Below are 23,010 nucleotides of genomic sequence, written 5' to 3' on the forward strand. Positions count from 1 at the left end.
TTCCTATTCGGGCCAGCCACTTTTTATGAAATAATTACAGCACTATCTATCTGCGTAAATACGTTATCCTCCATGGACTGCTTGTCCATCGCAGTAACAACTGTTCGATTAGGCACACTAACAATCAAAGCCATATCTTGCATTAAAATCAAAGATTCTTTAGCGCCCTTGGCAGCAGCCTTATCCACAGCAGAGTTGATTTTCGCCATTTGGTCACTTCTCAACTCTATTCCTCGCTGCTCCAGTCGCTTGGCTGCATGGTTGCTGAGCTTGAGCACCTGTTCCTGCAACACCTGACCAAACGGCTTGGTGTCCTTAATTACCGAATTTACTCGGTTTTGAGAAATCGCTGCCGGAGGAACGTTGGTAGGAAAAAGGCGTCCGACCGTTATCCTGTCATTCATGAGTTCTCACCGCTTCCAGTAGAGGAAGAAGATGTAGTATCTGACGTATCAGTAACAGGAGCCGTTGTGTTAGCCTGGCTTACTGATGTTACATCTTTTAATGCCACCTCAGCCGCTCCCATTTTGGCATACTGCACACCGTCGCGAATAACGATGGAATCTACGATTCCACTTTTCACTGTACCTGCGCCTGCTTCACCTGTAATGGAATCCTTTTTACCCGGCTCAATCCAGCTAACTTCTTTTCCTATCAAACCAGAAGCTGTACCCAAAGACTGTCCCAATGCAGTCAACTGCGTAGATATGTTCATCAGTTGTTCCACCGAGGAAAACTGTGCCATTTGAGCGACAAATTCTTTATCCTCCAAAGGCTGCATTGGATCCTGATTTTGTAGCTGAGTGATCAATATCTTTAAAAATTGATCTTTACCCATCGTCTTAGTATCCTTGGCGCTTGCTGTTTTGACATTATTCACATTGTAATTCGGCCAGACGTTACTGGTGGATACATTGTTGTCTGTAGTCGTCATTGTGTTCTCACCTCCATCATTACGCTTGTGCTGTAAAGGAGCCTGTCCGATTCATGTCATCTGCGCGATGTTCTGCTGTCCAGTTACGAAGCTCTTCTGTCATTTCAGCTACTTTCAAAGCATCCTCGCTCTCTTCTCTACCTCGAGCTTTAGAACGTTGGTTAGATTGCTGCTGCTGATTAGCTCCAGAACCGCGTCCATCCTGATACATATGGGAGGATAGCGACTCATTGTGCGTTACTTCTACTTTATCCACTTGAATACCTTGACTCTGAAGACTCGTACGCAACTGAGACATTTGCTGTTCCAGCAGATCCTTCGCCCCGCTATGCTCAGTCATAAACTGGGCAACCAGATGGCCGTTTTGCATCGTCAGCTTAACCTCCAGCTGGCCCAGATGATCTGGACGAAGCATGATGGTCGCTTCTGTCAAACCAGTGTGCTTTACAATATCAAGTTTCTGCACTACAAACTCAGTCATCTCCTTGGCAAATTGTCGTACATGTACGACTGGTTGAGCCGGAGCCGAAGGTGTTGTTCCCTGCGTTTGTACCGAAAGCTGCCCCGCAGTCGTGATCACCGGAGTCTGATTATCAGTTGCCGACGGATCCGCTTGCTCAGCTGCATCTACGAATGTACCCGCTTCATCCGTTACAGTCGTTTTAACTGCGGACTGAACGAGAAGATTCGTTGATGAACGTTGTCCTTCTGAGCCTTGCTGGCTAGTTTCACCCTGACTTGCTTGCTGCTGAGGAGTAACCTGTTTGTTTGTAGATGCTGCAGTTAATGTCTGAGCACCGTTTGCCCGTTGTGCAGAAGGCTGAACCACTTGTGAATCTCCACTATCAGCAAGTTCCACAGCTTTCAATACTCCATTCCACTGTTCATCGGAAATAGCTCCAGTCCCAGCTGTTGCGCTTTGAAGCGATTGTAGTAACTGTGTCACCTTAGCCTTTTGGTCGCCCGAAGCCTGCTCTGCTACATTGGCAAGTTGTGACAAAGCGTCCTGTAATGCAAACCGAAGAGTTGCCGGATTAGCTGCCAAGGCTGTTAAGCCTGTAGCCTCTGCCGTTTCCCCGCCGTCTGCCTGTTGATTGGTTCCATTGCCTTGCAAAAACTGTTGTACTTGCTGAATCCATGATTGTAAAGCTGCAAGCAGCGCAGGATCGGCAACTACCTGATCATCCAACTTTTCGAGATTTTGCAGCAAAGGAGCCAATGTTTCAACAAGCGGCTCGGTTGGAGCTTCCGCAGATTCTCCGTTTGCAATAAGCGGTAGTACCATAACTAATGGAGAACCATTCGCATCTGTTCCAGCCGAGCCTGTTTGCCCGCCTGTCATCATTTGCGTTAGTGTTTGATTAAAGGCACCCGTGGTTGCTCCAGCAGCCGTGGTTGTACTTGTTGCTGACGCTGTCGTACTGCTAGCTGTTGGGCTAGAGCTAAGAGATACACTTTGAGAAATAAGGGTCATATATTTTTCACCTCCCTTCAATTTTAAATTACTTACTGCCCATCAGCTTATTCAAAATTTTCGCGGTCTGACCTGCATCCTTCGCAGACATATTTTGCAGTAAAGAAGCACGTGTCGAATCATCTACTGTATTTAATATGTTTAATGCCTTATCTGGACTGATTTTGTAAGTTTGTAAAATAAGTTCGGCACCACTTTTCTTGTCCATGGAAGCAAATGTGCTGCTGATTTGAGTACTTTGCAGACTTTTACTCGTCGTTCCAGCTGTACTACCCTGATCCTTTTTCAAACGGGACTGCAACGCCGCTACCGATAAATCCGTAGATGGCGTTACGTTTTTCAGAGCCATCGTAATATCCGCTGCTTTTTTAGCGTCCATCTTTTGCAAAATCTTCGCACTGTTGGCAGGGTCCATATAACTTAACAGCTGCACGGTCTCTTCCGTAGTCAGATTCTCCATAATCGGTGCAGCTTTACTTGCCGTCATTCCTTCATACATGCTGGCAAGTTCTCTGGTCTGTTTTACATAAGGATCTTCATTTGATGTTCCGTCTGTAGTTTGCGTACCTGCTTGTCCCTGCTGCCCAACCTGTCCCTGTTGACCCGTCTGCGACTGTTGTTCCTGTTGCGTTTGCAGTGTATTGACCTGATTTTGAAGTTCAGTAACCTTTTTATCTTGTGTCGTTTTAGCAGCCGTAGCCTTTTTGAGTTCTTCCGTCTGCTTGGCTAAATCCGCTTTTAACTGCTGAATGGTTGCTTCAGAGCTTTCAGACTGTGCCTTCTGATCTGCCTCTTTTGTCTGGGTTGCCTTATCCTTCGGTTCAGGAATCCAATTTTTAACAATTGGTATTTTGTTCCCTAATGAGATCATTTCGCTTCTGAAGTCCATATTGAACAGTGTGAGCAAGACCCCGACCAGAACAATTGTGAAGACAATCGGAATCAGGAAAAACATAAACCGTTCAAATCCCCCGCCTGATTCCTTCCCTAAATCCATATCCAGTTCATTTTCTGCTAACTTCTGTGCCATCGTCTTCCTCCTCAGGCAGCTGATATGCGTATCCTATGACGTTCCGCTTACCGGGCTTTCATGGCAAATCGCACGGAAGCCATTTCATCCAGCTCATTCTGCTCGCGCAGGAGCATTTCCTGTTGGAATTTCACGTTGGCCTTCTCTCTCGCTTTCAGCCAAACTTGTTCATCCAGCATTTTATCGGTCAAAACGGTTTGTTTGCTTTGCACATTTTGCTGCGCATATTGAACATCCCTATGCTTGCGTGTAATACATTGGTCCAGATGATTGACATAAGCTTGTAATTCCTGAATGCTAGAGAGTGGCGCGCAATCTTCGGCAGCCTTTTGAATGGCGGATATGACCCGATTCCTTTCGCCTATAAGCTGTGTTAATGTCTGCTCCTCAACCTGCAATTGTCCAACAGCACTGGAAAGCAGCCATTCGGCCTGTGACTTTTCGTTCGTTTTCAAGTCTACAACTTTTTGAAAGGAATACTGAAATCTCATCGTTCAACCTTCATCTCCTCGTAAATTCAGAAATCAAACGTTCTCGTACTTCGTCCAGTTCAGCCTTTTCATCCGTTCTTTGTCTTGTAAAATCCCATATATCCCGTATGCGCTCCATAGATTCGTCAATTTCTGCATTCGAACCCTGTTGATAAGCCCCAATGTTAATCAGGTCCTCTGAATCTTTGTAAATGGCCATCAAGCGCTTAATGTTTTCGGCAGCATCTATCTGATCTCGTGGTGCAATGTCCTTCATGACCCGGCTAATACTTGCTAACACATCAATTGCAGGAAAATGTCCTTTGTTCGCAATCCCGCGATTCAAGACAATGTGTCCATCCAATATCCCACGCACCGCATCCGCGATGGGCTCGTTCATGTCGTCACCATCAACCAACACCGTATAAAAGGCGGTTATAGAGCCAGTAGGTCCTGTCCCTGCGCGTTCCAGCAGCTTAGGCAGACTAGCGAACACAGATGGAGTGTATCCTCTCATTGCTGGTGGTTCCCCTACTGCTAGACCGACTTCACGCTGGGCCATCGCATACCGGGTAACTGAATCCATCATTAGCATGACATTCAACCCGCGATCCCGAAAATACTCCGCTATCGTCGTTGCAATAAGTGCACCCTTAATGCGGATCAACGCAGGTTGGTCGGAAGTTGCCACAATGACTACAGAGCGTTCTAGTCCCTCTGGGCCCAAATCCCGTTCAATAAAGTCCAGCACCTCGCGTCCACGTTCTCCGATCAGGGCAATTACGTTCACATCTGCTTCCGTATTACGGGCAATCATCCCCATCAAAGTACTCTTACCTACACCCGAACCCGCAAAAATACCAACCCGTTGTCCTTTACCAATCGTAAGCAACCCGTCAATTGCACGTACTCCGATACTAATGGGTTCCTGCACACGCGGACGATTCAGCGGATTGGACGGTATATTGAAGGTTGAATATCTCGCCATTCGCGAGGGAATCAGTGATCCGTCCAAAGGCTGACCCAAACCATCCAGCACCTTGCCTAACAGCTCCGATCCAACCTGCACGTTCAGCGGCTTCCCTGTTCCTACGACATCACAACCAGGACCAATGGATTGTAGTTCTCCAAGTGGCATCAGAAGCACTTTATTGTCTCTGAAGCCAACAACCTCTGCCTGCAATGGCTTTGCCGCTTTGCCCGGATAAATATAACAAACATCCCCGATACTAGCGTCTGGACCTTCCGATTCAACCATCAAGCCGATAACCTGTGTAACCTTGCCATTCACCCGAACTGGGTCCAGCTGTCGCAAATGATCCATGTAGCGCTGCGCATTAAGCCCCTTCATGTCTTCGCTCCTCATTTTCATGTGCCAGACGCAGTAGTTCCTTTTTAATCTCAGCTAATTGCGTATCGATCCGGGCGTCCACACTTCCAAAGGAAGAACGAATGACGCAACCGCGATCCCTTACGGTACCATCAGGAATAATTTGCAGTTCTGCCTGCGAATCGACAGTTAATGACAATTCTTCCCGCGCACCTTGCACAAATGCGAAATGCTGAGGCGACACACACAATGTAATGATTCCTTTTTCTCGCTTACGAGCCAAATTTTTGCGAATTAACTCAATCGTATATTCCGGTTCAAGACTAAGCTGTTTTTCAATCACCTTCTCGGCAATCGCATTACTCAGTTCAACCAGAAAAGGCTCGGCTTCCTGAATCAGTTGTTCCTTAATCTCATAGGCCTGACGCAGAATATCTTGTGCTTCTTCCATCATCTGCTCCGATTTCGTCTGAAGCTCAGCCTCGGCCAGCTTCTGGCCTTCTTCATATCCTTGCTGAAATCCATCTGCTTTTATCGACTGAATCAACTGATCGTCATGTTCGCGTCGTTCCTGCCACCAATCTTCAATCTGCTGCTGTGCTTCCTGAAGCATTCGTTCCGCTTCTTCAGCCGCCTCGCGCACCTGACGTTCGGCAAAGTCCTTAGCATCATTCAGCATTTCATCTCGGAGCCGTTCTGCCTCATAATCTCGCTGAGGCTCCGGCTCCGTATATTCGGTTGTGATTTCTTCATCCGTCGTTTCTGACACGTACGTATGTGCCACATCAATCGTTTTCAAAGCCTCTACAGGCACATATTGGAAAGATTTAATCAAGTTAGACAATGATGTCATCTCCTCCGCCGCGTGCGATTATAATCTCACCGGCCTCTTCCAATCTGCGGATCGTTGATACGATACGTGTTTGTGCTTCTTCCACATCACGCAGCCGCACCGGTCCCATGTACTCCATTTCCTCTTTGAAGGTTTCTGCCATACGTTTCGACATATTTCGGAAAATCACATCGCGTACTTCTTCACTGGACACTTTAAGCGCCAATTGCAAGTCTGCATTGTCGATATCGCGGATAATGCGTTGAATGGACCGGTTGTCCACATTGACGATATCCTCGAAAACAAACATTCTTTTCTTGATTTCCTCAGCCAGTTCAGGGTCTTGAATTTCAAGCGAGTCGAGAATTGTACGCTCGGTTCCGCGGTCTACGCCATTCAAAATCTGAACGATAGACTCGATACCGCCTGCATTCGTGTAATCCTGCGTCGCAGTTGCCGAGAGCTTTTGCTCCAATACTCTCTCCACTTGAGAGATGACTTCTGGAGATGTACTGTCCATGACAGCAACACGCCGGGCCACTTCTGCCTGCTTTTCCTGTGGCAGGGACGATAGAATTGCCGCCGCTTGCTCGAACTGCAAGTATGAAAGCACGAGAGCAATGGTTTGCGGATTCTCATTTTGTATAAAATTCAATATCTGGTTCGGATCCGCCTTACGAGCAAAATCGAAAGGTCTCACCTGTAATGTCGCTGTCAAACGGTTAATGACCTCAACAGCTTTTTGTGATCCGAGCGCTTTTTCCAATATTTCTTTGGCGTAATTAATACCGCCTTGGGAAATGTACTCCTGAGCCAGGCAAATTTGATGAAACTCGGCCATAATGGAGTCCTTTTCAATGGCATCGACCTTCCGTACATTGGCAATTTCCAATGTAAGTTGCTCGATCTCTTCATCACGCAAATGCTTGAATATTTGAGCAGATACTTCTGGCCCCATTGTGATCAAAAGAATAGCTGCTTTCTGTCTTCCCGTTAAACCTTGACTGCTTGCCTTTGCCAATGAACTCACCTCTATTCGTCAGCCAGCCATGTACGAAGCAGATTGACGAATTCGTCGGGTTTCTTTTTCGCCAGACTTTCAAGCTGTTTACGCACTTGACTTTCATTTGTCACACTTTCCATCGTAATGGACGGGAATTCCGTCGGCGTTGGCATGAGTTGCAATTCTTCATCCAACTCTTCTTCCTGATTACGACGACTGCGTACGATGAAGAAGATTACACCCGCCAACAGTGCCAGAACTGCAGCTCCGATGCCCCACATCCACGGGTTGGAAGCTGAGAAGAATGTATTGGTACTCGTAGGCGCCGGAGCAGCTTGCGAGAACACTGAAACCTTTTTAGCCAAATCAGCGTCTGTAAAAGTAGTACCGGAATTCGCAAGCGACGCTCTTACAATATTAACCAAAATGTTTTGAATTGCTGTCTGAGTTGCAGTATCCAACGTTTGCTGACCTGTTGGTGGTTCAACTGCTACATTAATGGTTAAATCTTTTACAGTGTACGGGCTTTGGATAATATCCCTTGCAATTCGGTTAACTTCGTAGTTAATCGTACTTGAGCTCTTATCCGAACTGGTATTGCCGGAATTGGCTCCTCCAGGGTAACCCGGGACATCCTGCGTTCCTGTCCCTGCAACTCCTCCAGTCTGTCCACTACTGCCCGTATAACTTTCCTGAATTTGTTGGGCACTGATTTCAATACCCTTCATTTTCGTTTGGTCAACAGGTGTGACCATTTGTTCCTTTGATGTTACTTTGTCGAAATTTAGCTGGGACATAACCAGCACGTTTACCTTGTCGTCTCCAACAATTTTCGACAAAAATTGTTGGACATTATTCCTTACATCGCTCTCAAACTTCTTCTGTAGAGCCATGTTTTCCTGAACACCACTCGTGAGTCCGCCTTGGCCGCCCTTGGCCGTTGGAATTAACTCATACTCCTTATTGGTGATCGTAATGTTTTCTACTGGCAAATTCGGTACAGCCGTTTTTACCAGGTTAAAATATCCGTCGATCGCTTGTTGATTGGGAGTAAAACCAGGTTCGAATTCCATTTGAACCGAAGCAGAGGCTTTGTCCTTTTCTTCAAGTCCGGCAAAGATGTTTTCCTTTGGCATATTAATGACAGCTTTGGAGCTTTGGACACCGTCCATCCGTTCCAACAGTTGCTGTACTTCGCCGTTCAATGCGTTATTGTACTTCACATTGAACTCGTTCTCCGTCATGCCAATGGCCGAGGAGGACTGGTCAAAGGCGCTCATGCCGATTGACCCCTTCTGTATCAGCCCTTGGGACCCAACATCTACCTTCGCCTTATCTGCACTAGCGGTTGGGACTGAAATTTGTGTCCCACCAGCATTAAGCTGATACGGTATACCCGCAGAATCGAGATATTTAATGACCCCAGCGGCATCATTTGCATTTAAATCCCGGAAGGCCACTTCATATTCGGTTTTGGTAAACTGCATCGTTAGCACTACAATGGCGATAATGATGAATGCTAATGTCGAAACAAGTAATATCTTCTGTTTTTTGCTGAAATTATTCCAATACCCGGAAATCCTATCCCGGTATTGGGCGATTCTCTCGTTCACTCCGTCACCCCATCCGAAACTTTGCTAAACCCTCACTTTACATCTGTGTACGCATGATCTCCTGATAGGCTTCGATCGCTTTGTTTCGGACCTGTGTAGTAAGCTGCAGGGAAAGCAGCGCTTGTTGTGAAGTGATCATGACTTGATCTACATCAACTTTGCCTGCCATGAATTGGTCGGACATCTGGTGTGTAGCGGCTTCCTGCTGCCCTACTTCATTGAGAGCATCCTTTAGGAAGGACCCAAAATCCTTCAAGGATTCGGAAGGCGTCGCTTTCGTCAACTCATTGTTAGGCGATTGAATCTGCTGTATTACCGGTGTCTGTACGTTAAACATGGCGTTCTGAATCATGTTTTACTCTCCCTATTAAGTAGTTAGTAGTCCTGGAACTTAGCGGCCGATTTCAAGCGCTTTGGAAACCATCGCCTTTGAAGCATTCAGAGCTGTTACATTGGCTTCGTATGAGCGTGTTGCGGAAATCATGTCGACCATTTCTTTCATTATGTCTACATTAGGCATATATACATAGCCATCTTTATCAGCGTCCGGATGACCCGGATTGTACACTGGCTTCAAAGGTGACTGATCTTCCTGAATTTGCGAAACCTTAACGCCAGCGGCGCTTGTACTACTTCCTTCCATTTGAGCCTTCAAAACATCGGCAAAGCCAGATTGGTTCGGCTCCAAAACAACCGTTTTTCTCCGATATGGAATTGCTTGTCCATTCTCTACCTTCGCCCGAGTTGTCTCTGCGTTGGCAATGTTGCTCGATATAACGTCCATCCGCAACCGCTGGGCCGTAAGAGCAGATGCACTAATATCAAAGCCGTTGTTAATCTTCACCTCGTCCTATCTCCCTTCTACCGCTGTTCTCATCATTTTGATGCGCTCATTAATTTCTTGGATGTAGGTATTATATCTTAGTTGATTTTCAGCCATAAGACTCATTTCTCTGTCTATATCTACGTTGTTCATGTTGTTATTCATGACTGAGTACCCATCTTTGGTGACCGTGGCATCAGGAATGGAGTTCACAGGTCCTATTTGAAAATGTCTTGAATTGGTTACTTTTCCACGCAATGGCGTGACATCACCGTCCATTTGCTGCTGAAGCAGTTCTTCAAATGAAACCTCCGAACGCTTAAAATACGGGGTATCCGCATTGGAAATATTATCGGCCATCACACGTTGTCTCGTATTGGCCGCCTGTACACCTGCCTGAAGCTTTTGAAAGCTTATATCACCCAGCAGATTCATTTAGCTCCTCCCTCCAGCGTCTACTCCAAAGTAAGATTCAATAAAACAAGATTTTTCACTTTTTTTCGACAATAAAATTTCATAATTATACATTTCTTTTAGGTCTTAAGTAGAAAATCTTAACTTTCTGTCATATATTCTAAGTTTCGTAGAGTTGGGACCTAATTACAATAAGAAAAAAGCCCTATCTTTTTTAAAAAAGAGGGCTTTAGATGCATAAAATGTTAAATTTTTCAGGTTTTTTTCAAGAAAATGAATGTTTTCTTAGCACTTTACACCTGTAAAAGATTATACGTCCTACTTTTGGAATAGACAGAAAAATCATCAACTTAACCTGTGTCTAGGACTAAACGACGGTGCAAGATAGTGTTATTCTGGACCACACACCCTATTTTTAGAGACTCAGTTCACAAAATATACTGACTAAGGTCCCTGTTTTGGGCAATATCTCCCAGCTTCTCACGCACATATTCCGGGGTGATAATCATACGATCCAATGTAAGCTCTGGTGCTTCAAATGACAGATCCTCCAGCAGCTTCTCTAGGATGGTATGCAAACGCCGTGCGCCGATATTTTCGGTGTTGCGATTAACGGACTCGGCAATACTAGCGATCTCACGGATCGCTTCCGCAGAAAATTCGACTTTTATATCCTCGGTGCGGAGCAGTTCAGTGTATTGCTTGGTCAGCGCATTTTTAGGCTCCGTCAATATCGACACAAACTCATCCAAGGTCAGGCTACTTAGCTCCACCCGGATGGGGAAACGACCTTGAAGCTCTGGGATCAGGTCTGATGGTTTAGCCACATGAAAAGCCCCTGCAGCAATAAACAGAATGTAATCTGTTCTTACCGGGCCGTATTTGGTCATAATGGTAGAGCCCTCGACAATAGGTAAAATATCGCGCTGGACTCCTTCTCTCGACACATCTGGGCCACTTCCCTTGCCTTGGCTGGCAATCTTATCTATTTCATCAATAAAAATAATACCCGATTGCTCAGCACGCTTCACAGATTCCTGAATCACATCATCCATATCGATCAACTTAGCTGCTTCATCTTGAATCAGTACCTTGCGGGCTTCTTTGATTGGTAGCTTGCGCTTCTTCGTCCGCTTAGGCAGGAAACTTCCAAACATCTCCTGCATATTCATTCCCATTTGTTCATTCCCTTGCCCAGCAAACATATCGAGCATATTGGGTGCGGTATCCTCCACATCAATCTCTATGACATCATTCTCAAGCTTACCGGACAACAGATCAAATTTAACCTTACGTCGCTTCTCTGCTAAGGTTCCGTCCTGTTGTGGCGGTTCTTCTTCTACCGAAGTCCCTGTGTTATTGCCAAACAGCATTTCAAAAGGGTTTCGTTGCGATTTATTTGACTTTTCTGCAGGTACAAGGATATTGACAATCCGTTCATTTGCCATGTCCTCTGCTTTGTCTTTCACATTCTCTGTTCGTTCCGACTTGACGATACGGATAGAGGTTTCCATCAGATCCCGCACCATGGATTCCACATCACGACCGACGTAACCCACTTCTGTAAATTTGGTTGCCTCTACCTTGACAAAAGGAGCCCCCACTAGCCGCGCAAGTCTACGTGCAATTTCAGTTTTACCCACACCTGTCGGTCCGATCATCAAAATATTTTTGGGCACAATTTCATCCCGAATATCATCCGGCAGTTTACTACGCCGATAACGGTTGCGCAAGGCAACAGCAACAGATTTTTTAGCTTCCTTTTGTCCGACAATATACTTATCCAGCTCGGATACCACTTGTCTGGGCGTCAACGATTGATTATTCATTTTGCATTCCTCCACCCTTGAATACTCAGAGCCGATTTACAATTCTTCCACGATAATCTGACTGTTCGTATACACGCATATTTCCGAAGCAACCTCTAACGCTTCCCGTGCCATGTCCTTTGCTTCCATACCAGAGCCATGACGTTTGAAAGCACGGGCAGCTGCCAATGCAAAATTACCACCTGAGCCAATGGCCAACACATCATCGTCAGGTTCAATAATTTCTCCGCCTCCAGAGATGAGCAGCATCCCGGACGAGTCCATCACAATCATTAACGCTTCCAACTTGCGTAGTACACGATCCTGCCGCCAGTCCTTAGCCAGTTCTACAGCAGCCCTTTGAAGATTGCCGTGATGTTCCTCCAGCTTATTTTCAAACTTTTCAAACAATGTGATAGCATCGGCCACCGAACCCGCAAATCCCGCAACGACCTGACCACGATACAATCTACGTACTTTTTTAGCCGTCTGCTTCATCACAACACTGTTGCCGAACGTTACCTGCCCATCACCCGCAATAGCTCCTTTGCCATTATGGCGTACAGCACAGATGGTGGTAGCATGAAAGGACATATCCATAACGCGCTCCTCCTTTTCCTTCATCCTTATGCCTGTACTTCTGTTGACATAACTCCCGTTTGGTTGATATAACCGCGCAAACTTTCCAACGCGCGATTTGCGAGAGCTTCATTCTTTTCCTTTTTGTTACGAATGCGTGTCTCCAGCTTTGGAAGAAGACCAAAGTTTGCATTCATCGGTTGGAAATGTTTGAAGTCAGCAGTTGTAATATATCGTGCCATACTGCCTAGTGTCGTTTCCGCAGGAAATACGAACATTTCCTGTCCACGTGCTGCTCGTGCTGCATTTATACCAGCCAGCAAACCTGAGGCCGCCGACTCCACATAACCCTCTACACCTGTCATTTGTCCGGCAAAGAACAGATTACTTCTTCCCTTGAACTGATAAGTTGGGTGAAGCTGTTGTGGAGAATTAATAAAGGTATTGCGATGCATCACACCGTAACGTACAAACTCTGCCTCTTCGAGTCCCGGAATCATTGAAAACACACGCTTTTGCTCCCCCCATTTGAGGTGAGTCTGGAAACCAACCAGATTATATAGCGTACCTGCAGCGTTGTCTTGTCGAAGCTGAACAACTGCATAGGGTAGTTCCCCTGTATGTGGATTTACAAGACCTACAGGTTTCATCGGTCCGAACAATGCCGTTTGTTTCCCGCGCTGCATCATCACTTCGATAGGCATACAGCCTTCGAAGTAGATTTCTTTTTCGAACTCCTTGACTTGTGCCACCTCAGCAGTAATTAAAGCCTCATAGAAAGCATCAAATTCCGCTTCGTTCATCGGACAATTTAAGTAAGCTGCTTCTCCTTTATCATAACGGGAAGCCAGATAGACCTTGCTCATATCGATGGAGTCCTTCTCTACAATCGGAGCCGCCGCATCGTAGAAATAAAAATACTCCTCTCCCATCAGCGTTTTGATCTGTTCTGACAAAGCTGGAGAAGTTAATGGTCCCGTTGCAACGACCACAATACCGTCCTCTGGGAGTTCCTGAAGTTCTTCATTAACGACCTCGATCAAAGGATGTTGATGAAGCGTATCTGTAATATGACCGGAAAATCCATCACGATCCACTGCCAATGCCCCACCAGCTGGAACAGCATGGAGATCTGCCGCACTCAGAACCAAAGAGTTTAGTATTCTCATTTCTTCCTTCAATACGCCTACTGCATTCGTCAGACCGTTCGCGCGCAAGGAATTACTACATACAAGTTCGGCAAATTTATCTGTATGATGTGCGGGTGTTTTTACAACCGGTCTCATTTCATATAATTTAACTGGCACTCCACGGCTTGCAATTTGCCAGGCAGCTTCGCTGCCCGCCAAACCTGCTCCGATGACCGTTACCTTTTGTAGTTCACTCACTTTTAAATCCCCCTGCTATCTTTGTTCTTAAGAAGTCTCTACACTCTCATCGCTCTCTTCCAGCATTTCGCTGTGATCGCAGACGGTGCAGTTGAGCTTCGTCCCCTGTTTAGTACGTTTTTCGACCATTAGGCCACTGCAACTTGGACAAGGCTTAATGGACGGTTTATCCCAGGATACAAAATCACATTCTGGGTAGCGGTCACATCCGTAAAAGACACGTCCTTTTTTACTTCGTCGTTCGACGACATGTCCCTCACCGCATGTAGGACAATTCATCCCGATATCCTTGACAATTGGCTTGGTGTTACGGCAATCCGGGAAGGCAGAGCAGGCCAGAAATTTACCAAAGCGGCCTAGCTTATATACCATTTGACTGCCACACTTGTCACAGATAACGTCGGATACTTCATCCTTGATCTCAATTTCTTTCATTTCTTCTTCAGCCACTTCCAGGCGCTTTTCGAATGACTCATAGAAGTCGCTCAACACCTTGACCCAATCACCTTCGCCCTCTTCGACGTGGTCAAGATCACCTTCCATATTCGCAGTAAATTCTACATTCAGAATCTCTGGAAAAAATTCTTCCATCTGCTCAATGACCAACTCTCCCAGCTCGGTTGGGAAGAACTTCTTTTCCTCAATAGCGACGTAACCGCGCTTCTGAATGGTTTCCAGGGTCGGTGCATACGTACTCGGGCGTCCTATACCCAATTCCTCCAGTGTCTTCACCAGTCGTGCTTCCGTATAACGAGGAGGCGGTTGTGTAAAATGCTGCTTCGGTTCAACCGATTCCTTTTTCAGCTTATCGCCCGGCTGAAGTGGCGGCAACAGCTTATCTTCTTCGGTTTTACCGTCGTCATTCCCCTCTACATACACTTTCATGAAGCCTGGAAAGCGAACCTTCGAACCGGCTGCCCGGAATATCGTCTCGCCTGCTTCAATATCAACGGACAAAGTATCCATAATAGCGGAAGCCATCTGACTCGCCATAAAACGTTCCCATATCAGTTTGTACAATCGGAACTGGTCTCTACTCATAAAAGGCTTAACGGTTTCCGGATCACGCAAGGCGGAGGTTGGACGAATCGCTTCATGCGCATCCTGAGCATTAGCCGATTTTTTTGAATACTGACGAGGACTTTCAGGCACAAAATCTTCGCCATATTTTTGAATAATGACCTCTTTCGCTTCCTCTTGAGCCGAAGTAGCGATCCGTGTGGAATCCGTACGCATATACGTAATCAGACCCACAGTCCCTTCTTTACCTAAATCCACACCTTCATACAGCTGCTGCGCTACAGACATGGTTTTAGATGCCCGGAAGTTGAGCTTTCGAGCCGCCTCTTGCTGCAAGGAACTTGTTGTGAATGGAGGAGACGGATTGCGTAAACGCTCCTTCTCTTTCACATCGCGCACCTTGTAAGACGATTTTCCGATAGCTTCTAACACTTCTTGTACATCCGCTTCGCTAGAGAGCTCTTTCTTTTCGCCGCGTAGCTTATGGAATTTCGCTTCAAAAGTGCTGTCCTTAATAGCTAGTTTAGCTGTTATCGTCCAGTATTCTTCCGGTACAAACTCATTGATCTCGTTTTCCCGGTCCAAAATAATTTTCACTGCAACCGACTGTACACGCCCAGCTGACAGACCCTTTTTTACCTTTTTCCAGAGCAATGGACTAATTTTGTAGCCGACAAGTCGATCCAATATCCGTCGTGCCTGCTGCGCATTGACCAAATCCATATTGATCTTGCGTGGGGTTTTAAAAGCATCTTTGACGGCCTGCTTCGTAATTTCATTAAACACCACACGACAATCCGCCGTATCGTCCAGTTCCAGCGCATGCGCCAGATGCCAAGCAATAGCCTCACCTTCGCGATCCGGGTCAGCCGCCAGATATACTTTTTTTACTTTTTTTCGGGCATCCTTTAACTCTTTTAGAATGGAGCCTTTGCCTCGAATGGTAATATATTTGGGATTAAAATCATTTTCGACCTCTACGCCGATCTGGCTCTTAGGTAAATCCCTGATATGACCCATGGAAGCCTTGACGATATATTTGCTGCCTAAGTATTTGCCGATCGTCTTCGCCTTGGAAGGCGATTCCACGATGACGAGTGAATCCGCCATAGGCTCTTCCTCCTCTCAATTACACACATGAATATGATAGACTTCCTGAAATGTGGTGAGTATAGTTCGTTAGTACGAGCTATAAATTCAACACATTTCAGGAAGTGGGGAAGGAGTAGGTATCCGCAATGCGGATAAACGCCATGTTTCCCTCCACCTATGTTTAAAATTGAATTTTGCGCATTTACTAACTAAGGATTTGACAAAAACAACTACTAAATAAGCTTGTATTTTGTGCCCGCTAGCTGAGCGATCCTTTTTTTTATGATTAACGATAACAGAACTGCGTGTAAAAGTCCAAAATCCCATGCCGTAGCATCAAGCAGTTCATCCAGTGTCATGGTTCCTTGTTCCAGCAGCACCACCACACGATTTTCCTCAGAAGTCTCACTTTCCGATGCTTTGGAGACCTTCTTAAGATTAAGACTCTGTTCTCTATTGTATGAAGAAACCTGCCTTGTACGCAAATCTGCTTCATACTCCTCAATAATATCCGAAGCCTCAGTGACCGTTTTGGCTCCTTGCTTAATCAAGTTCAGCGTGCCTCTACTCTTCGGTGACGTAATGGGCCCAGGAACAGCAAACACATCTCGATTTGCCTCCAGCGCAGCATCCGCTGTAATCAAGGAACCGCTCCTAGCGTATGCTTCGACAACGAGTGTCCCCTTCGTTAAACCGGCAATAATGCGATTACGTTGTGGAAACATCCCGGGATGCGACCTCGTACCTGGAGGATACTCCGATACGATCAGACCTTTACTAACCATCTCTGCAAACAAAGAGGCATTTTGGGGAGGATAAATTTGATCAATCGCTGTTCCAAGCACACCAATCGTGTTGCCTCCCCGGCGTAGGGCCGTTTCATGGCAAATACTGTCAATTCCCCTCGCTAATCCACTCACTACTGTAATCCCTGCATTACATAATTCCTCTGTTAGTATCTCCGCTGCTCTTCGACCATACGCAGTAGGAACGCGGGTTCCTACCATGGCTACAGAACATGTGTGCAAAAGTGATTTATCCCCTTTTGTATACATTACCCAAGGTGGGTCAACTGTTTCCTTCATTAATAGGGGGTAATCTTCGTCCACATAAGTTACCATACCAATATCACTCGATTGAATTCGCTGATATCGTTCATGTACCCATTCTTCATCGTAACACTGTGCCGCAATGCGTGCCTGGTTGGGACTTAAGCCTATCTCAATCCACTTTTGTTCGCTAAAATGCAGTAGCTCATGCAATCGATAATCACTCGACCAAATACGCTGAATTGTTCTTCTTCCGATTCCTTCTAACTCATGTAGACCTAATAAAAGCCATCTTTCTTCCAAACTGTGGTTCCCCCATTCATGGAAGAGTGAACCCTTCCTTATTTTGTGGCACAATGAATCATTTTGCAAGCGTTTCCCTGACAAGCCTGTCTTAACGCAAAAAAAAGCAACCTTTTCATCCCCTGTTTTAGAAGATAAAAAGGTTGCTTACCTTTCTCTCATTATACACTAGCCAGCAGCAAATTTCGATGCTGATTTACAGCCTGTATATTAATGAAGAAACACGATTTAATGTGTCGTACACAGATTCAAAATACCACGCGCTTCCAACACACTTACCAGTGTCGAGCCCATTTCGGAAGGAGTCGGCGCCACCTTGATCCCGCAGGCTTCAAGCGTAGCAATCTTCTCTTTTGCCGTTCCCTTTCCGCCAGAAATAATGGCGCCTGCATGCCCCATCCGTTTGCCTGGAGGCGCAGTCACCCCACCGATAAAGCCAACCACCGGCTTCGTCATATTGTCCCTGATCCACTCGGCAGCCTCTTCCTCGGCTGTACCACCGATTTCTCCGATCATAATGACAGCATGAGTGTTGGGGTCCTCATTAAAGCGATGTAAAATATCAATAAATTCTGAACCTTTAACTGGGTCACCACCAATACCAACCGCGGAAGATTGACCTATACCTCTAGTGGTTAACTGATGCACTGCCTCATAGGTCAAAGTACCACTACGTGACACAACGCCTACATGACCTGGCAGATGAATGTAACCTGGCATGATACCAATCTTACACTCTCCTGGCGTAATAACACCCGGACAGTTAGGGCCAATCAGAACGGTCTTTTTGCCTTCCATAAAACGTTTGACCTTGATCATATCAAGCACCGGAATCCCCTCTGTGATACAAATCACGAGGTCCAGTTCCGCATCCACAGCCTCCAAAATGGAATCCGCTGCGAAAGCCGGCGGCACGTAAATGACGCTAGCAGTTGCGCCTGTAGCTTCCTTGGCTTCGCTTACTGTATTAAACACTGGCAGTTTGACCTGTTGCCCGTTTTCCAGTGTAATTTCTACCTCGGTGCCTCCCTTACCTGGAGAGGTGCCACCTACCATCTGTGTACCGTAATCAAGTGCACCTTTGGCATGGAACAACGCCGTTTTTCCCGTAATCCCCTGTGTAATCACCTTTGTATGCTTATCGACCAAAATACTCACGATCTTCACATCCCCTATCGTTTATTCGGCATATCGGAATGCAAACAGGCTATTGAACAAGTTCAACGATTTTTTGGGCACCATCCGCCATGGAATCAGCTGCCACAATATTCAAACCGGATTCCGCTAAAATCTGTTTGCCGAGCTCAACATTCGTTCCTTCAAGACGGACAACAAGCGGTCGAGTCAGCCCCAACTGCTTGGCAGCCTCCACGACGCCGTTCGCAATGATGTCACACTGCATAATCCCGCCGAAAATGTTGACGAAAATACCTTCTACCTTCGGATCGGACAAAATGATTTTGAACGCTTCGGTTACCTTTTCCGTTGTTGCACCGCCTCCAACGTCCAGGAAATTGGCCGGATCGCCACCGTAATATTTGATAATATCCATCGTGGCCATCGCCAAACCTGCACCATTGACCATACAGCCAATATTGCCGTCCAGAGCGATATAGCTTAGATCATATTTAGATGCCTCAATTTCCTTCTCGTCCTCTTCATCCAAATCACGCAATTCCAGAATATCCTTATGACGGAACAACGCATTGGAATCAAAATTCAATTTGGCATCCAGCGCCATTACATTCCCATCACCCGTAACGACTAGGGGATTAATTTCTGCAATCGAACAGTCCTTGTCCACAAATGCTTCGTAAAGCGCCAGCATAAACTTAACCGCTTTATTTACCAGCTCATTGGGAATATTAATCTCATACGCCAGTTTACGAGCTTGATACACCTGAAGCCCAATTGCTGGATCAACAACTGCTTTAAAAATCTTCTCCGGAGTAGCCGCAGCCACCTCTTCGATTTCCGTACCGCCTTCTTCGGAGGCCATCAATACGATGCGTCCAGTCGCGCGATCCACGACAACGCCTACGTAATATTCTTTGCGAATATCACAGCCTTCCTCAATCAAAAGGCGTTTGACTTCTTTACCTTCAGGTCCGGTCTGATGTGTCACAAGCACCTTACCCAAAATTTCAGAAGCGAAAGTACGCACCTCATCCAAACCTTTGGCAACTTTTACGCCACCCGCTTTACCGCGTCCACCAGCATGAATTTGTGCTTTTACGACCGTAACAGCGCTTCCAAGCGTTTCTGCCGCAGCAACGGCTTCTTCCACCGTGTAGGCAACCTTGCCGTTCGGTACAGCCACTCCGTACTGCTTTAATACTTCTTTACCCTGATATTCATGGATATTCATTCTGGAATCCTCCTATCAACATGACTGCAACAAGGGCGGTTCACAAGGAAATCTATACTAAACCTACATCATTGTAACATGTTTTTAAAACGCTTTCCTTATAATTTAACCTCATGAATTACAGTATTTTGATATCATTATCATTCCCAAAATCGAATGTTTGGATATTATTGGATTTTATTTTTTAATACAAATTCACACAAAAAAAGCACCTCCGCAAAATGGGATTACCTAATCCGCAATGAGAGGTACTTTATTTCATTAGAATTTAAGGGCATTTTTCTTTCAGTTAACAACAACTCATGTCGTAAGAATTCGCAAGAGCAACTGAAAGTATCTATTATGATTTTTCAATCTGTACATTCGCTTGATGAACACGATCAAGCAGATCATTAAACTGAAGCAAAAGCGACCCAAATTGATCATGAGTCATACTTGTTTTTTCCTGTATACATCCTGGTACAGACAGGGCTTTATCCCGCAACGCTCTTCCCTCTGTCGTCAAAGAAATCAGCACCTTACGCTCATCTTGAGTGGAACGCTTTCGATCGATCAACCCGGCATTCTGTAACCTCTTTAATAGTGGAGTTAGTGTGCCAGAATCCAAATATAACGCCTCACCCAATTCCTTCACTGTACACTCTTCACGCTCCCAAAGCACGATGAGCACCAAATATTGCGAGTACGTTACACCAAGCTTTTCCAGATAAGGCTGGTACAGCTTTGTAATCTCTCTGGAGCATGCATATATGGCAAAGCATAACTGATTATCAAGTTTCAACGCTGCATCTTTATTAAAATTGTTTTCCATGCTGTCTAGTCACCTGCTTTCGTCATTATTTTAGCACATTATATAACAAAATACATTCTAATTGCCTAAAATACTTTACAAACGATAATTATTTTGATAAATTAAATTGTGTAAAATATAAATTGAGCGAGAGGCAGTGATTGGATTATGATGACCATTCAACAAAAAATGTATGAAACAACAGTAAAAGCAGTTGGTGGGCGTAACGGTTATATCGAGTCTTCTTCCCCTGAACTTCGTTTAGATATTGATACTCCAAAAGAAATGGGTGGCGCTGGTGGCGCAGGTACAAATCCAGAGCAGCTGTTCGCCGCAGGCTATTCTGCTTGCTTTGACAGTGCTTTAAATATGGTGGCTCGCATGCAGCGTGTAAAACATGAAGGTACCGAAGTCACAGCTACGGTCCATTTTGGCAAAGTCGAAGACGGCGGCTTCGGAATCGGAGTAAACCTCGACGTTCTGGTCAAAGGCGTAGATCATGAAACTGCGGTAAAACTGGTGAAAGGCGCACATGAACAATGCCCATACTCCCGCGCTACCCGCGGTAATATTGAAGTGAAACTGAACGTTTTGTAACTTAGAGTTAGAATGAAATTCACAACAAGCCCCTCAATCGTATTGGTCAAGGGGCTTGTTGTTTTTCCATCAAGTAACATGGGAGATGATGCATAATCGTATATACGAAATTGATATACTCATAGTATAATCACTATTGTCATAATCTTTTTTTCTTCTCCAGGTCTTTTTGCCTGGAGCTTTTTTTGTCCTTTTTTCCGTTTTCTCTCGTACACATATCCTTTGGAAAACTTTTCCGTAAAAATGATCGTACTGTATCTGCTAATTTTATCGCCTTTTTACATTTCGGATAAATTGGCGCTTGCTTTATCCATATGGCGGTATTGAATAGCTTCAGCCACATGTGAAGTCGTAATTTTCTCTGACTCATGTAAGTCTGCAATGGTGCGGGACAGCTTGAGAATTCGATCATACGCACGCATGCTTAAACCAAGTGCATCCATCGTCTGATCAAGCAGCTCCGCTGCATTTTGATCTAATACTGCATATTTACGCAGCATCTGACCGGACAGCTCACTATTCCATGAAAAAGGAAGCTTACTGTATCTGCGGATTTGTATTGCTCGAGCAACCAACACCTGCTTTCTCATGTCAGCAGACGACAGGGATTCTTTTTCCTCCCGCCAGTCCTTTGGTTGTGATACCTCAAGCTGAAGATCAATTCGATCCAGCAATGGACCGGAAATACGTGAACGGTATCGAGCTACTGCTGTAGGTGAACAGGTACAGCGCTGATGTTCCGTGTTATTGCCGAAAAAGCCACAGTGACACGGATTCAAAGAAGCTGCAAGTAAAAAATGCGCCGGATACTTAAATACAGCACGTGAACGACTGATTGTCACATGGTGGTCTTCCAGGGGCTGCCGCAGCACTTCTAGCACATGGCGGCTAAACTCTGGCAACTCATCTAGAAATAAAATCCCTCGGTGTGCAAGACTGATTTCTCCTGGTTTGGGTATGCCTCCTCCGCCCACCAATCCAGCAGCAGAGATTGTATGATGAGGTGCACGGAAGGGACGAACATGCATGAGATGAGGCGAGGACTCCTTCCATTTTCCTGCTGCGCTGTATACCTTGGTCACTTCTAGCGACTCCTTTTCAGTCAAAGGCGGTAGGATAGAGGGCAACCTGCGGATGAGCATCGTTTTTCCAGCACCCGGTGGTCCCATAAGAAGAATATTGTGCATTCCTGCTGCAGCGATAACTAATGCACGTTTGGCGTGTAGCTGACCCAGCACATCGCTGTAATCCTCCATATTACTGGCTAGTTCTTCTTGCTCGCACAACGGTATATGCTCTGCTTGAGGTAAATGGTCATAGGAATGGATTATAACTTGCTTACTGGCAGTACAATTTTGATCGATCACTTGGCCGTCTGGGATGCCTTGTGCATGATCATTAACTGGGATAAGATCCGCCAGATGGTGTATAGCGTAAATACGTATATCCGTAATTAGACGTGCCTCGCTTGCGTTTTCCTGAGGAAGCAGCACGGAATCGAATCCCTCTCGCTTGGCCAGATCAACCATGGACAACACCCCATTTACAGAACGAATGCTGCCATCCAGCGCCAGTTCGCCAATAAACAGCGTTCGTTCCCCCACTGGCAAAACAATCTGTTCACTGGTTGTCAGCAAGCCTAAAGCGATGGCAAGATCAAAAGATGAGCCTTCCTTACGCAAATCAGCAGGAGCTAAGTTAATCGTGATACGCTGGGATGGATATTTGAATCCGCAGTTTTTGATTGCTGCTCTCACACGCTCTACTGCCTCTCGAATCGCTGAATCCGGCAATCCGATTATCGCGGTTTGAGGCAAGCCATTGGACAAATCAGTCTCAACTTCGATCAGAACGCCATCTATCCCATATAGACACGCTCCATGTAATTTTCCATACATATCAAAAAGCACCTCTCCTCATATTGAAATGTTCCTCTGGGGAATCATTGCCTATATGAAAAAAGGTGCTTCCAAATTTTCATTCATTGCAAATATAATGTTTTACATTTAGCTCTCAATCCTAATTTCAAACCCTCAACTAAGCTTATCTGACGACAGATTATTTGTCAATCAAGGTTAGCTTATCGGCTGCTG

The 23,010-nt window shown here is 45.6% G+C and carries 22 protein-coding genes; 1 reads left to right on the forward strand and 21 read right to left on the reverse strand.

Annotated features, from left to right (window positions below):
* Positions 1-23: 23 nt before the first annotated feature.
* The 20 genes from ACXHJ1_RS22055 to ACXHJ1_RS22150 all read right to left on the reverse strand — a co-directional run bounded on the left by ACXHJ1_RS22055 (position 24) and on the right by ACXHJ1_RS22150 (position 20,341).
* On the reverse strand, positions 24-404 hold the full coding sequence (locus ACXHJ1_RS22055; RefSeq protein WP_019686990.1) for a TIGR02530 family flagellar biosynthesis protein: 381 nt from the start codon (positions 402-404) through the stop codon (positions 24-26).
* The gene (locus ACXHJ1_RS22060; protein ID WP_017427927.1) at positions 401-934 is read right to left on the reverse strand and encodes a flagellar hook capping FlgD N-terminal domain-containing protein; all 534 of its coding nucleotides are present in this window, start codon (positions 932-934) and stop codon (positions 401-403) included. Before ACXHJ1_RS22060 ends, ACXHJ1_RS22055 begins: the two co-directional genes overlap by 4 nt.
* 19 nt (positions 935-953) lie before the next feature.
* On the reverse strand, positions 954-2,408 hold the full coding sequence (locus tag ACXHJ1_RS22065; RefSeq protein WP_457905222.1) for a flagellar hook-length control protein FliK: 1,455 nt from the start codon (positions 2,406-2,408) through the stop codon (positions 954-956).
* A gap of 28 nt (positions 2,409-2,436) precedes the next feature.
* Positions 2,437-3,438, reverse strand: coding sequence for a magnesium transporter MgtE N-terminal domain-containing protein (locus ACXHJ1_RS22070; protein ID WP_107734243.1), 1,002 nt, complete (start codon positions 3,436-3,438; stop codon positions 2,437-2,439).
* A 47-nt stretch (positions 3,439-3,485) separates the two neighbouring features.
* Positions 3,486-3,929, reverse strand: a complete 444-nt coding sequence (gene fliJ, locus ACXHJ1_RS22075) for a flagellar export protein FliJ (protein WP_013370677.1) — start codon at positions 3,927-3,929, stop codon at positions 3,486-3,488.
* Positions 3,930-3,939: 10 nt separating this feature from the next.
* Complete coding sequence (fliI, locus tag ACXHJ1_RS22080; RefSeq protein WP_016820950.1) at positions 3,940-5,259, reverse strand: flagellar protein export ATPase FliI; 1,320 nt, start codon at positions 5,257-5,259, stop codon at positions 3,940-3,942.
* Positions 5,246-6,082, reverse strand: a complete 837-nt coding sequence (locus tag ACXHJ1_RS22085; RefSeq protein ID WP_107734244.1) for a FliH/SctL family protein — start codon at positions 6,080-6,082, stop codon at positions 5,246-5,248. Before ACXHJ1_RS22085 ends, fliI begins: the two co-directional genes overlap by 14 nt.
* Positions 6,075-7,028, reverse strand: coding sequence for a flagellar motor switch protein FliG (fliG, locus tag ACXHJ1_RS22090; protein ID WP_457906194.1), 954 nt, complete (start codon positions 7,026-7,028; stop codon positions 6,075-6,077). Before fliG ends, ACXHJ1_RS22085 begins: the two co-directional genes overlap by 8 nt.
* 74 nt (positions 7,029-7,102) lie before the next feature.
* The gene (gene fliF, locus ACXHJ1_RS22095; RefSeq protein WP_016820948.1) at positions 7,103-8,686 is read right to left on the reverse strand and encodes a flagellar basal-body MS-ring/collar protein FliF; all 1,584 of its coding nucleotides are present in this window, start codon (positions 8,684-8,686) and stop codon (positions 7,103-7,105) included.
* Positions 8,687-8,723: 37 nt separating this feature from the next.
* Positions 8,724-9,038 carry a flagellar hook-basal body complex protein FliE gene (gene fliE / locus ACXHJ1_RS22100; RefSeq protein WP_007430020.1) on the reverse strand — a complete coding sequence of 105 codons (315 nt, stop codon included), beginning with the start codon at positions 9,036-9,038 and terminating at the stop codon, positions 8,724-8,726.
* Between the two features lie 39 nt (positions 9,039-9,077).
* A complete protein-coding gene (gene flgC, locus ACXHJ1_RS22105) occupies positions 9,078-9,530 on the reverse strand; it encodes a flagellar basal body rod protein FlgC (RefSeq protein ID WP_013370672.1) in 453 nt (150 codons plus the stop codon).
* A 6-nt stretch (positions 9,531-9,536) separates the two neighbouring features.
* On the reverse strand, positions 9,537-9,944 hold the full coding sequence (flgB, locus tag ACXHJ1_RS22110) for a flagellar basal body rod protein FlgB (protein WP_017427923.1): 408 nt from the start codon (positions 9,942-9,944) through the stop codon (positions 9,537-9,539).
* 407 nt (positions 9,945-10,351) lie between these two features.
* Positions 10,352-11,752, reverse strand: coding sequence for an ATP-dependent protease ATPase subunit HslU (hslU, locus tag ACXHJ1_RS22115; protein WP_457905223.1), 1,401 nt, complete (start codon positions 11,750-11,752; stop codon positions 10,352-10,354).
* A 36-nt stretch (positions 11,753-11,788) separates the two neighbouring features.
* Positions 11,789-12,331 (reverse strand): ATP-dependent protease subunit HslV, encoded by a 543-nt coding sequence (gene hslV, locus ACXHJ1_RS22120; protein WP_013370669.1) that lies wholly within the window; start codon positions 12,329-12,331, stop codon positions 11,789-11,791.
* A gap of 26 nt (positions 12,332-12,357) precedes the next feature.
* The gene (gene trmFO / locus ACXHJ1_RS22125; RefSeq protein ID WP_016820945.1) at positions 12,358-13,698 is read right to left on the reverse strand and encodes an FADH(2)-oxidizing methylenetetrahydrofolate--tRNA-(uracil(54)-C(5))-methyltransferase TrmFO; all 1,341 of its coding nucleotides are present in this window, start codon (positions 13,696-13,698) and stop codon (positions 12,358-12,360) included.
* A gap of 27 nt (positions 13,699-13,725) precedes the next feature.
* Positions 13,726-15,828, reverse strand: a complete 2,103-nt coding sequence (gene topA, locus ACXHJ1_RS22130; protein WP_016820944.1) for a type I DNA topoisomerase — start codon at positions 15,826-15,828, stop codon at positions 13,726-13,728.
* Between the two features lie 215 nt (positions 15,829-16,043).
* On the reverse strand, positions 16,044-17,162 hold the full coding sequence (gene dprA, locus ACXHJ1_RS22135) for a DNA-processing protein DprA (protein ID WP_457905224.1): 1,119 nt from the start codon (positions 17,160-17,162) through the stop codon (positions 16,044-16,046).
* A gap of 228 nt (positions 17,163-17,390) precedes the next feature.
* Positions 17,391-18,320 carry a succinate--CoA ligase subunit alpha gene (gene sucD, locus ACXHJ1_RS22140; protein WP_013370665.1) on the reverse strand — a complete coding sequence of 310 codons (930 nt, stop codon included), beginning with the start codon at positions 18,318-18,320 and terminating at the stop codon, positions 17,391-17,393.
* A gap of 49 nt (positions 18,321-18,369) precedes the next feature.
* Positions 18,370-19,530, reverse strand: coding sequence for an ADP-forming succinate--CoA ligase subunit beta (gene sucC, locus ACXHJ1_RS22145; RefSeq protein WP_016820942.1), 1,161 nt, complete (start codon positions 19,528-19,530; stop codon positions 18,370-18,372).
* 340 nt (positions 19,531-19,870) lie between these two features.
* Positions 19,871-20,341, reverse strand: coding sequence for a MarR family winged helix-turn-helix transcriptional regulator (locus tag ACXHJ1_RS22150; RefSeq protein ID WP_016820941.1), 471 nt, complete (start codon positions 20,339-20,341; stop codon positions 19,871-19,873).
* 147 nt (positions 20,342-20,488) lie between these two features.
* Between ACXHJ1_RS22150 and ACXHJ1_RS22155 the strand changes: the two genes are divergently transcribed.
* The gene (locus tag ACXHJ1_RS22155; protein ID WP_457905225.1) at positions 20,489-20,917 is read left to right on the forward strand and encodes an organic hydroperoxide resistance protein; all 429 of its coding nucleotides are present in this window, start codon (positions 20,489-20,491) and stop codon (positions 20,915-20,917) included.
* 278 nt (positions 20,918-21,195) lie between these two features.
* On the opposite strand, the gene ACXHJ1_RS22160 is transcribed toward ACXHJ1_RS22155, so the two are convergent.
* On the reverse strand, positions 21,196-22,815 hold the full coding sequence (locus ACXHJ1_RS22160) for a YifB family Mg chelatase-like AAA ATPase (RefSeq protein ID WP_457905226.1): 1,620 nt from the start codon (positions 22,813-22,815) through the stop codon (positions 21,196-21,198).
* Positions 22,816-23,010 lie beyond the last annotated feature (195 nt).

The sequence above is a fragment of the Paenibacillus sp. ALE2 genome (genome assembly GCF_054113385.1).